We start from the raw sequence: 11,932 nt of genomic DNA, 5'->3' as shown, positions 1-11,932 counted from the left end.
CCGTACGCCCGCCGAGGGGACCTCACATGGCACCAGAACCACCGCTGCTCAGCATGTCCGGCATCACCAAGTCCTTCCCCGGGGTCCGGGCCCTGGACGGCGTCGACCTCGACGTCCAGGCCGGTGAGGTGCACTGCCTGCTCGGCCAGAACGGGGCCGGGAAGTCCACGCTCATCAAGGTGCTGGCCGGTGCCCACCAGCCCGACACCGGCACCATCGACTGGCGAGGAGAAACGGTTACTCTGCGCTCGCCCATCGCCGCCATGCGCCTGGGCATCGCCACCATCTACCAGGAACTCGACCTGGTCGAGCACCTCTCCGTCGCGGAGAACGTCCACCTCGGCCACGAGCCCACCACCGCCGGATTCGTCGTCCGCGGCCGCGCCGCCCGGGTGTCCACGGCCGCCCTCCTGGAACGGCTCGGCCACCCCGAGATCGACCCCGGCCGCCTGGTCGGCGACCTGTCGGCGGCCCACCAGCAGATCGTGTCCATGGCCCGCGCCCTCTCCCACGACGTACGGCTGATCGTCATGGACGAGCCGTCCGCCGCCCTCGACCCCGACGAGGTCGACAACCTCTTCCGGATCGTCGCGAACCTCACCGCCGCCGGGGTCGCCGTCGTCTACATCTCGCACCGCCTGGAGGAGATCCGCCGCATCGGCGACCGGGTCACCGTCCTCAAGGACGGCCGCGCGGTGGCGGGCGGCCTCCCGGCGAAGTCCACCCCCACCAAGGAGGTGGTGGCGCTGATGACCGGCCGGAACGTCGAGTACGTCTTCCCCGACCGGCCCCCGGCCCCGCCGGCCGCCGCGCCGGTGCTGAGTGTCGAGGGACTCACCCGCGACGGCGAGTTCGCGCCGCTCGACCTTCAGGTGCGGCCCGGCGAGATCGTCGGCCTCGCCGGACTGGTCGGCTCCGGCCGCTCCGAGATCCTGGAGACCGTCTACGGCGCCCGGAAGCCGTCGGCCGGACGGGTGCTGGTCGACGGCCGCCCGCTCAGGCCCGGCAGCGTACGGGCCGCCGTCCGCGCGGGCCTCGGACTCGCCCCCGAGGAGCGCAAGGCCCAGGCCCTGCTGATGCTGGAGTCCGTCACCCGCAACGTGTCGGTGTCGTCGATGTCCCGCTTCTCGCGCGGCGGCTGGCTCGACCGGGGCGCCGAACGGGGCGCCGCCCGCGCCGCCGTCCGCGAACTCTCCCTGCGCCCCGACAACCCCGACGTCCCCGTGCGCACCCTGTCCGGCGGCAACCAGCAGAAGGCCGTCCTGGCCCGCTGGCTGCTGCGCGGCTGCCGCGTCCTGCTGCTCGACGAACCCACCCGCGGCGTCGACGTCGGCGCCCGCGCCGAGCTGTACGCGGTCGTCCGCAGCCTCGCCGACGAGGGCCTCGCCGTGCTGCTGGTCTCCAGCGAGGTCCCCGAGGTGCTCGGCCTCGCCGACCGGGTGCTGGTCCTGCGCGAGGGCCACGTCGTGCACGAGGCGCCCGCCCGCGAACTCGACGAACACCGCGTACTCGACCTCGTCATGGAAGGGAGCCCGGCGTCATGACGCAGCACGTGTCACCACCCCGCGACGGCAACGGCAACGGCAACGGCCACGGCACCGGTGCCGGCACCGGGACCGGGACCGGCAAGGCGGCCCCGGTGGACGGGACGCCCGCCTGGCGGGGCGTGCTCGCCCGCGCCGACGTCCGCATCCTGTCCCTGCTCGGCGTGCTCGCCGTACTGGTCCTCATCGGCGGCATCACCAAGCCCGACGAGTTCCTGGACACCCGCAACCTGCAACTCGTCCTCACCCAGGCGTCCGTCATCGGCGTCGTCACCGTCGGCATGACCTTCGTCATCATGTCCGGCGGCATCGACCTCTCCGTCGGCGCCATCGTCGCCCTGGCCTCGGTGTGGGCGACGACGGTCGCCACCCAGGAGTACGGGTTCTTCGGCATCCTGTTCACCGCGATCGTCGTCGGCGTCGGCTGCGGACTCGTCAACGGCGTCCTCATCGCCTACGGCGCGATGGTGCCGTTCATCGCCACCCTCGCCATGCTGGCCTCCGCCCGCGGCCTCGCCCTGCAGATCACCGACGGCCGTACCCAGGTCGTCACCGTCACTTCCGTCCTCGACCTCGGCGAACGCGACGCCTACGTCCTCGGTATCCCGCCGCTGGTCCTGGTCTTCGCCGCCGTCACCGTCATCGGCTGGCTGGTGCTCAACCGCACCACCTTCGGCCGCCGCACCGTCGCCGTCGGCGGCAACGCCGAGGCCGCCCGCCTCGCCGGCATCGACGTCCGCCGCCAGCGCCTCTACCTCTACCTGCTCTCCGGCCTGTGCTGCGGCATCGCCGCCTTCCTGCTCATCGTCCTGTCCGGCTCCGGCCAGAACACCAACGGCAACCTCTACGAACTCGACGCCATCGCCGCCGCGATCATCGGCGGCACGCTGCTCAGCGGCGGCCGGGGCACCATCGTCGGCTCCGTCCTCGGCGTCCTCATCTTCACCACGATCACCAACATCTTCGCCCTGAACAACCTGCAGAGCGACGTCCAGCAGATCGCCAAGGGCGCGATCATCGTCGCCGCCGTGCTGGTCCAGCGCCGTACCGCGAGCACGACCTGAGGAAAGGGTTGACCGACATGCCAGAGCACACGCCTTTCGCGAGCCGCAGAGGGCTGCTCTTCGGAGCCGCCGCCGTGTCCGCCGGCGCCTTCCTGACCGGGTGTACGAGCAACGAGTCCGACGACTCCGACGACCAGGACCAGTCGGACGCCAACTCCCAGCCCGCCGCCGACGACAAGCCCGGCAAGCAGGTCACCATCGGCTACGCCGGTCCGCTCGCCGACCACGGCTGGCTCAACGCCATCAACGACCAGGCCAAGGGCCGCGCCGAGAAGTACGAGGACGTCACCCTGGAGGTCACCGAGGGCTCCAACGACACCGCCCAGCAGATCGGCCAGATCGAGACCCTCATCAACAAGAAGGTCGACGTCCTGGTGGTGCTGCCAGCCGACGGCAAGGCCCTCACCCAGGTCGGGCTGAAGGCGATGCGCGCCGGGATACCCGTGGTCAACCTCGACCGTATCTTCAACACTCCGCAGGCGTACCGATGCTGGGTCGGCGGCGACAACTACGGCATGGGTCTCAACGCCGGCCACTACATCGGCGAGAAACTCAAGGACAAGTCCGGCGCCAAGGTCGTCGAACTCGCCGGCATCGACAACCTGGAACTGACCCGGCAGCGCACCCAGGGCTTCGACGACGCCCTGAAGAACTACCCGAACATCAAGAAGGTCGCCCGCCAGGCCGCCGACTTCACCGTCGAGTCCGGCCAGGCCAAGATGGCCCAGCTGCTCCAGGCCCAGTCGTCCTTCGACGCGCTGTGGAACCACGACGACGACCAGGGCGTGGGCGCCCTGCGCGCCATCGAACAGGCCGGCCGGGACGACTTCCTGATGGTCGGCGGCGCGGGCGCGCTCTCCGCGTTCCAGGCGATCGAGCAGGACGACAGCGTCCTGAAGGCGACCGTCCTCTACCCGCCGACCATGGCCGCCTCCGCGATCGACCTCGCCCGCGCCCTCGGCCAGGGCAAGGGCGTCAGCGGCCTCGCCGAGTACGAGATCCCGGCCCACCTCACGCTCTACTCGGCCGTCGTCGACAAGGAGAACGTCGACCGGTACATGTCCACCGGCTTCAAGTAGCCGGGCCGTACCCACCGGCTTCACGCAAGGGGCCCGCCACCCCGCCCCGCCGGCCCGACCGGCCCGGGGCGGGACCCCGCCCGGGGGCCGGCCGGTCCCCGGGCGCGGGGGCGTGCGCCGCCGCACCACCACGACGAGGAGGACATCCGCATGGGACAGCCGCAGCAGCCCGAGGGGGCCGGGGCGGAGCCGGCAGCCGACCGGCCCGGCACGGGCACCGGAGCCGGCACCGGCACCGGCACCGGTGCCGGGACTGGAGCCGGGGCCGGTACCGGTATCCGAGCGGGGACCGGAGCGGGGACTGGTGCCGGGACCGGAGCGGGGACCGGCAGTGCGGCCGAGAACGGCACCACAGCCGGGTCCGGTACCGCGGTCGGGTCCGGCAGTGTGGTCGGGGCCGGTATCGCGGTCGGGTCCGGCAGTGCGGCCGGGTCCGGTACCGCGGTCGGGGCCGGTACCGCGGCCGGGACCGGCATCGCGGGGGCACCCGGCGCCAGACCGCCGCTGCGGGTCGGCATGGTCGGCTACGCCTTCATGGGCGCCGCCCACTCCCAGGGCTGGCGCACCGCCGGACGCGTCTTCGACCTGCCGCTCGACCCCGTCCTGGCCGTGATCTGCGGGCGGGACGCCGACGCCGTCCGCACCGCGGCCGTCCGGCACGGCTGGGCCGCCGCCGAGACCGACTGGCGGGCCCTGGTCGAACGCGACGACGTCGACCTCGTCGACATCTGCACCCCCGGCGACAGCCACGCCGAGATCGCGCTCGCCGCGCTCGCCGCCGGCAAGCACGTCCTGTGCGAGAAACCGCTGGCCAACACCGTCGCCGAGGCCGAGGCGATGACCCGCGCCGCCGAGGAGGCCGCCGCCCGCGGCCAGGTCGCCATGGTCGGCTTCAATTACCGCCGGGTGCCCGCCACCGCCCTGGCCCGCCGCATGGTCGCCGAGGACCGCCTCGGCCGGCTGCGCCACGTACGCGTCACCTACCTCCAGGACTGGCTGGTCGACCCGGCCGCCCCGCTGACCTGGCGGCTGCGCAAGGAAGCCGCCGGCTCCGGCGCGCTCGGCGACCTCGGTGCCCACATCGTCGACCTCGCCCAGTACCTGACGGGGGAGCGGCTGACCGGCGTCTCCGCCCTCACCGAGACCTTCGTACGCCGACGGCCCCTGCCCGCCGGGGCCGCCCAGGGCCTCTCCGCCGCCTCGGCCGACACCACCACCGGCGAGGTCACCGTGGACGACGCCGCCCTCTTCACCGGCCGCTTCCCCTCCGGCGCCCTCGCCTCCTTCGAGGCCACCCGGTACGCCACCGGCCGCAAGAACGCCCTGAAGGTCGAACTCAACGGCGAGAAGGGCTCCCTCGCCTTCGACCTGGAGCGCCTCAACGAACTCTCGTACCACGACGGCACCGAACCCGCCACGCACGGCGGCTTCCGCCGCATCCTCGTCACCGAACCCGACCACCCCTACCTGGACGCCTGGTGGCCGCCCGGCCACGGCCTCGGCTACGAGCACACCTTCGTCCACCAGGCCCGCGACCTCGTCCACGCGATCGCCGCCGGACACGCGCCCGAACCGTCCTTCGCCGACGGGCTCCAGGTGCAGCGGGTGCTCGCCGCCGTGGAGGAGAGCGCCGGGAAGAACGCCGTCTTCACCCCCGTGACCGCCTGAGGAGGATTCCGTACGATGCCGCGCGACTTCACCCTGTTCACCGGACAGTGGGCCGACCTGCCTCTGGAGGAGGTCTGCCGCCTCGCCCGGGACTTCGGCTACGACGGACTCGAACTCGCCTGCTGGGGCGACCACTTCGAGGTCGACAAGGCCCTCGCCGACCCGTCCTACGTCGACGGCCGCCACCAGCTCCTCGACAAGTACGGCCTGAAGTGCTGGGCCGTCTCCAACCACCTCGTCGGCCAGGCCGTCTGCGACGCCATCATCGACGAACGCCACGAGGCGATCCTGCCCGCCCGGATCTGGGGCGACGGCGACGCCGAGGGCGTACGGCAGCGGGCCGCCGCCGAACTGAAGGACACCGCGCGGGCCGCCGCCCGCCTCGGCGTCGACACCGTCATCGGCTTCACCGGCTCCGCGATCTGGCACCTCGTCGCCATGTTCCCGCCGGCCCCCGAGTCGATGATCGAACGCGGCTACCAGGACTTCGCCGACCGCTGGAACCCCATCCTCGACGTCTTCGACACCGAGGGCGTCCGCTTCGCCCACGAGGTCCACCCCAGCGAGATCGCCTACGACTACTGGACCACCCGGCGAGCCTTGGAGGCCGTCGGCCACCGGCCCGCCTTCGGCCTCAACTTCGACCCCTCCCACTTCGTGTGGCAGGACCTCGACCCGGTCGGCTTCCTGTGGGACTTCCGCGACCGGATCTACCACGTCGACTGCAAAGAGGCCCGCAAGCGTCTCGACGGCCGCAACGGCCGCCTCGGCTCCCACCTGCCCTGGGGCGACCCCCGCCGCGGCTGGGACTTCGTCTCCGCCGGACACGGCGACGTCCCCTGGGAGGACGTCTTCCGCATGCTGCGGTCCATCGGCTACCAGGGCCCCGTCTCCGTGGAGTGGGAGGACGCCGGCATGGACCGCCTCCAGGGCGCCCCCGAGGCCCTGACCCGCCTCAAGCAGTACGACTTCGAACCGCCGACGGCCTCCTTCGACGCGGCGTTCGGCAATTAGCCCCCGTTCCGTTCCGGGGTGACGGCGCACCCCGGCGCCCGCACCGCACGTTCTACGCGCCCATCCGCACGTTCCACGCGCCCATCCGCACGTCCTGCGCACCCATCCGCACGTTCTACGCACCCACCCGTACGGCCTACCCGTTCCCGGAGGGACCTCGTGCACAGAACCAGGCTCAGAACCACCAGGAGAACCAGGCACCGCACCGCCCTCGCCCTCTTCACCGGCCTGCTGCTGGCCGTGGGCACCCCCGCGACCGTCGCCGGCGCCCACCCCGGCCACCCGGCGGCCGAGGAACCGACCGCCGCCGAGGGACAGTTCCAGCAGGTGCCGCTCGCCAAGGGCGAACCCGAGACGGGCGAGCCGATGTCGCTCGCCGTCCTCCCGGACCGCAGTGTCCTGCACACCGCCCGCGACGGCACACTCCGCCTCACCGACCAGGGCGGCGTCACCAAGGTCGCCGGCAAGATCCCCGTCTACAGCCACGACGAGGAGGGCCTCCAGGGCGTCGGCGTCGACCCGGACTTCGCGGACAACCGGGCGATCTACCTCTACTACGCCCCGCCGCTCGACACCCCCGAGGGCGACGCCCCGGAGAACGGCACCCCCGAGCAGTTCGCCGCGTTCGACGGCGTCAACCGGCTCTCCCGCTTCACCCTCAACGCCAACGGCACCCTGGACCTCGCCAGCGAGAAGAAGGTCCTCGACGTCGCCGCCTCCCGCGGCACCTGCTGCCACGTCGGCGGTGACATCGACTTCGACGCCGACGGCAACCTCTACCTCTCCACCGGCGACGACTCCAACCCGTTCGCCTCCGACGGCTACACCCCGATCGACGAGCGCCCCGACCGCAACCCGGCCTTCGACGCCCGCCGCTCCTCCGGCAACACCAACGACCTGCGCGGCAAGATCCTGCGGATCAAGGTCGCCGAGGACGGCTCGTACACCGTCCCCGAGGGCAACCTCTTCGCGCCCGGCACCGAGAAGACCCGCCCCGAGATCTACGCGATGGGCTTCCGGAACCCGTTCCGGATCAGCGTCGACGAGAAGACCGGCATCGTCTACGTCGGTGACTACGGCCCCGACGCCGGCGCCGCGAACCCGAACCGGGGACCGGCCGGACAGGTCGAGTTCGCCCGCGTCACCGAGCCGGGCAACTTCGGCTGGCCGTTCTGCACCGGCGCCAACGACCCGTACGTCGACTACGACTTCGCCACCGGCACCTCCGGCGAGACCTTCGACTGCGCCGCCCCGAAGAACACCTCGCCGCACAACACCGGCCTCGTCGACCTGCCGCCCGCGCAGCCCGCGTGGATCCCCTACGACGACGACTCCGTGCCCGAGTTCGGCAGCGGCTCCGAGTCCCCGATGGCCGGCCCGGTCTACCACTACGACCCCGACCTCGACTCGTCGGTGAAGTTCCCCGAGGAGTACGACGGCGACTTCTTCGCCGGGGAGTTCGGCCGCCAGTGGATCAAGCGGATCGAGGAGAACGGCGATGGCTCGGTCGCGTCGATCAACGACTTCCCGTGGACCGGCACCCAGATCATGGACATGGACTTCGGCCCCGACGGCGCGCTGTACGTCCTCGACTACGGCCTCTCCTGGTTCCAGGGCGACGAGCACTCCGGCCTCTACCGGATCGAGAACGCCGAGGACGGCTTCTCCCCGATCGCCGAGGTGAGCGCCGACAAGACCTCCGGCGCGGTCGGCCTCAAGGTGAAGTTCACCGCCACCGTCAAGGACGCCGACTCCCCGAACCTCACCCACAGCTGGGACTTCGGCGACGGCACCACCGGCGAGGGCCTCACCCCCACCCACAAGTACAAGAAGGCCGGCACCTACACCGCGACCTTCACCGCCAAGGACCCCGAGGGCAACACCGGCTCCGCCAGCGTCCGCATCGTCGTCGGCAACACCGCACCCGAGGTGAGGATCGACGTCCCCGGCAACGGCGCCCTGGCCGCCTTCGGTGAACCCGTCCCCTTCAAGGTGACCGTCACCGACCCCGAGGAGACGATCGACTGCTCCAAGGTGAAGGTCGCCTACAGCCTCGGCCACGACAACCACGCCCACGAGCTGACCAGCGAGACCGGCTGCGAGGGCACCCTGAAGCCGCCCGCCGGTGACGGCGGCCACGACCCCAACGCCAACATCTACGGCGTCGTCGGCGCGAGCTACACCGACGGCGGCGCGAACGGCCAGGAGGCCCTGACCGGCACCGCCCGCACCGTCCTCCAGCCGCTGCACCGCCAGGCCGAGCACTTCACCACCCAGTCCGGCGTCTCGGTGATCGACAAGACCGGCGCCAACGGCGGCAAGACCGTCGGCGACGTCCACGACGGCGACTGGATCTCCTTCAGCCCGTACAGGTTCGACGGGCAGAAGAAGGTGACCGTCCGCGCCTCCTCCGGCGGCGACGGCGGCTTCGTCGAACTGCGCACCGGCTCGCCCGACGGCCCGCTGCACGGCTCCGCGTACATCCCGCCGACCGGTGGCTGGGAGACGTTCCAGGACGTCGACGTGCCGCTGCGGTCCCTGCCGAAGAAGACCACCGACATCTACCTGGTCTTCAAGGGCGGCGACGGCGCGCTGTTCGACGTCGACGACTTCGAGTTCTCCAAGGAGCCGTACCGGAACGGCAAGAAGGTCCTCGTCTTCTCCAGGACGGCCGGCTTCCGCCACGACTCCATCCCCGAGGGCATCGCCGCGCTGAAGGAACTCGGCGCCCCCGCCGGCATCACCGTCACCGCGACCGAGGAGGCCAAGCAGTTCACCACGGCCAACCTCGCCAAGTACGACGCGGTCGCCTTCCTCTCCACCACCGGTGACGTCCTCGACGCCGACCAGCAGAAGGCGTTCGAGAACTACGTGGCGGGTGGCGGCGGATACCTGGGCGTCCACGCCGCCGCCGACACCGAGTACGACTGGGAGTTCTACGGCGGCCTCGTCGGCGCCTACTTCGACTCCCATCCGGCCATCCAGAAGGCCACCGTCCGCGTCGAGGACCACGAGCACCCCGCCACCGCCCACCTGGGCGACACCTGGGAGCACACCGACGAGCTGTACAACTACCGCACCAACCCGCGTGAACAGGCCAAGGTCCTCGCCACCCTCGACGAGACCACCTACGACGGCGGCACCATGAAGGGCGACCACCCGATCGCCTGGTGCAAGCCGTACGAGGGCGGCCGCTCCTTCTACACCGGCCTCGGCCACACCAAGGAGTCCTACGCCGACGAGGCCTTCCGCGCCCACCTGCTCGGCGGCCTCCAGTACGCCACCGGCCAGGTCAAGGCGGACTGCAAGCCGAGCAAGGGCCACCGGAAGATCTTCAACGGCCAGACCCTGGACGGCTGGAAGCAGGCCGGCCCCGGCAAGTTCGACGTCCGGGACGGCACCCTGGTCTCCGAGGGTGGCATGGGCCTGCTCTGGTACCAGGCCAAGGAGCTGAAGTCGTACTCCCTCAAGCTCGACTGGAAGATGCGGGGCGACGACAACTCCGGTGTCTTCGTCGGCTTCCCGGCCTCCGACGACCCCTGGTCCGCGGTGAACAAGGGCTACGAGATCCAGATCGACGCCACCGACGCCGCCGACCGCACCACGGGCTCCGTCTACTCCTTCAAGTCGGCCGACATCAAGGCCCGCGACCAGGTTCTGAGGCCGCCCGGCCAGTGGAACTCCTACGAGATCAAGGTCCAGGGCGAACGCCTCCAGGTGTTCCTCAACGGAGTCAAGATCAATGACTTCACCAACAAGGACCCCGAGCGGAGCCTGACCGACGGCTACATCGGCCTGCAGAACCACGGCGCCGACGACCAGGTCTCCTTCCGGAACATCCAGCTCAAGCAATTGCCGAACTAGCCCCACCGGGGCGACCAGACGGCGGCGGGCGGGGGACGCCGGACCCCCGCCCGCCGTCACCACCCGGCCCAGCGGGCCGGGGCGCCACCCCCGACGCGTCCGACAAGGAGGCTGCCCATGTCCGCGTCCCCTTCCCTTTCCCCCTCCCCCCGTACCGGTGTCTGGCTGATCGGTGCGCGCGGGTCCGTCGCCACCACCGTGGTGGCGGGCTGCGCCGCCGTGACCGCCGGCCTGCACCCGCCGACCGGGATGGTCACCGAGGCACCCGAGTTCAGCGGCTCCGCACTGCCGCCGCTGACCTCCCTGGTCTTCGGCGGCCACGACACCGTGGACTGCCCGCTGCCCAAGCGCGCCGAGACCCTCGCCGCCGCCGGCGTGCTCCCGCCCGGCCTGCCGTCCGCCGTCCACGCCGAACTCGCCGCCGCCGACGGTGAGATCCGCCCCGGCGGCCCGCTGCCCGGCGACACCCGCACCGCCGAGGAACTCATCACCGCCTTCGCCGCCGACATCCGCGACTTCGCACACCGCACGGGTGTCGCACGCACCGTGGTCGTCAACGTCGCCTCCACCGAGCCGCTGGCCACCGGCGACGACCTGCCGCCCAGCTCGCTCTATGCCGCGGCGGCCCTCCGCGCCGGCTGCCCCTACGTCAACTTCACGCCCTCCACCGGCCTGCACCACCCGGCCCTGACCGACCCGGTGGCAGCCAGTGGCCTGCCGTACGCCGGACGCGACGGCAAGACCGGCCAGACCCTGCTCCGCTCGGTCCTCGGCCCGATGTTCACCCAGCGGGCCCTCGCCGTCCGCGCCTGGTCCGGCGCCAACCTGCTCGGCGGCGGCGACGGCGCCGCCCTCGCCGACCCGGCCGCCGCCGCGGCGAAGAACGCCGGCAAGGAACGCGTCCTCGCCGACACCCTCGGCGCCCCTGTCGAGGGCCAGGTCCACATCGACGACGTCCCCGCCCTCGGCGACTTCAAGACCGCCTGGGACCACGTCGCCTTCGACGGCTTCCTCGGCACCCGCATGATCCTCCAGACCATCTGGCAGGGCTGCGACTCGGCGCTCGCCGCACCCCTCGTCCTCGACCTGGCCCGGCTCACCGCCCGCGCCCACGAAGCGGGCCTCACCGGCCCCCTGCGCGCCCTCGGCTTCTACTTCAAGGACCCGGTGGGCGACGGCCCGTCCGGCCTGGGGGAGCAGTACGCGGAACTCCTCGGCCTCGCCGCCCGCCTCGGCACGGGTGAGCGCCGGTGATCCGCCGCCGGTCCCGCGGTAGGGCGTGTGTTCCCTCGTCCTTCCGTAGTACGTCATGTGCCCCCTCCTCGTCCCGCAGTACGCCGCGTGTCACCTCCCGCTCCCGCACGGCGTCCTCCGCCGATTCCTCGGTTCCCGCCGCCGTCCGGGCGTGGGCGGAGCTTCTCCGGCTCCCCGCGCTGCTCACCGTGCCCGGCGACGTACTGAGCGGAGCGGCGGCGACGGGCACCCCGCCCGGCCCCCGCACCGCACTCGCCATCGGCTCCTCCCTCTGCCTCTACGAGGCCGGCATGGTCCTCAACGACTGGGCCGACCGCGCCGAGGACGCCGCCGAACGCCCCCGCCGCCCCCTCCCGTCCGGCCGCGTCCGCCCGGCCGCCGCGCTCACCGCGGCCGGTGTCCTCACCGGCGCCGGACTGGCCCTCGCCGCCCGCGCCGGCCGCCC

The 11,932-nt window shown here is 72.0% G+C and carries 8 protein-coding genes; all 8 read left to right on the top strand.

Annotation, left to right across the window (positions count from 1 at the left end; translation table 11 throughout):
- Window positions 1–26: 26 nt before the first annotated feature.
- A complete protein-coding gene (locus UW392_RS44510; protein WP_320781029.1) occupies window positions 27–1,544 on the top strand; it encodes a sugar ABC transporter ATP-binding protein in 1,518 nt (505 codons plus the stop codon).
- Entirely contained in the window at window positions 1,541–2,608 is a 1,068-nt protein-coding gene (locus tag UW392_RS44505; protein WP_320781028.1) for an ABC transporter permease, read from the top strand. The genes UW392_RS44510 and UW392_RS44505 overlap by 4 nt, the downstream gene beginning before the upstream one ends.
- 17 nt (window positions 2,609–2,625) lie before the next feature.
- A complete protein-coding gene (locus tag UW392_RS44500; protein WP_320781027.1) occupies window positions 2,626–3,687 on the top strand; it encodes a substrate-binding domain-containing protein in 1,062 nt (353 codons plus the stop codon).
- A 516-nt stretch (window positions 3,688–4,203) separates the two neighbouring features.
- Window positions 4,204–5,355, top strand: coding sequence for a Gfo/Idh/MocA family oxidoreductase (locus tag UW392_RS44495; RefSeq protein WP_320781071.1), 1,152 nt, complete (start codon window positions 4,204–4,206; stop codon window positions 5,353–5,355).
- Window positions 5,356–5,370: 15 nt separating this feature from the next.
- Window positions 5,371–6,369, top strand: coding sequence for a sugar phosphate isomerase/epimerase family protein (locus tag UW392_RS44490; protein ID WP_320781026.1), 999 nt, complete (start codon window positions 5,371–5,373; stop codon window positions 6,367–6,369).
- A gap of 159 nt (window positions 6,370–6,528) precedes the next feature.
- Window positions 6,529–10,233 carry a ThuA domain-containing protein gene (locus UW392_RS44485; RefSeq protein ID WP_320781025.1) on the top strand — a complete coding sequence of 1,235 codons (3,705 nt, stop codon included), beginning with the start codon at window positions 6,529–6,531 and terminating at the stop codon, window positions 10,231–10,233.
- A 117-nt stretch (window positions 10,234–10,350) separates the two neighbouring features.
- Entirely contained in the window at window positions 10,351–11,487 is a 1,137-nt protein-coding gene (locus tag UW392_RS44480) for an inositol-3-phosphate synthase (protein WP_320781024.1), read from the top strand.
- Between the two features lie 179 nt (window positions 11,488–11,666).
- The coding region (locus UW392_RS44475) for a UbiA family prenyltransferase (protein ID WP_320781070.1) at window positions 11,667–11,932 on the top strand (266 nt) is incomplete at its 3' end.

It is taken from the genome of Streptomyces sp. CRN 30, assembly GCF_034105845.1.
The sequence above is the reverse complement of the archived record's forward strand: the minus strand, read 5'-3'. Positions and strand labels throughout refer to the sequence as shown.

Bases quoted from the DNA above. Each gene is read 5' to 3' on its own strand.
- UW392_RS44510 (WP_320781029.1), top strand. From the start codon at position 27: ATGGCACCAGAACCACCGCTGCTCAGCATGTCCGGCATCACCAAGTCC.
- UW392_RS44505 (WP_320781028.1), top strand. From the start codon at position 1,541: ATGACGCAGCACGTGTCACCACCCCGCGACGGCAACGGCAACGGCAAC.
- UW392_RS44500 (WP_320781027.1), top strand. From the start codon at position 2,626: ATGCCAGAGCACACGCCTTTCGCGAGCCGCAGAGGGCTGCTCTTCGGA.
- UW392_RS44495 (WP_320781071.1), top strand. From the start codon at position 4,204: ATGGTCGGCTACGCCTTCATGGGCGCCGCCCACTCCCAGGGCTGGCGC.
- UW392_RS44490 (WP_320781026.1), top strand. From the start codon at position 5,371: ATGCCGCGCGACTTCACCCTGTTCACCGGACAGTGGGCCGACCTGCCT.
- UW392_RS44480 (WP_320781024.1), top strand. From the start codon at position 10,351: ATGTCCGCGTCCCCTTCCCTTTCCCCCTCCCCCCGTACCGGTGTCTGG.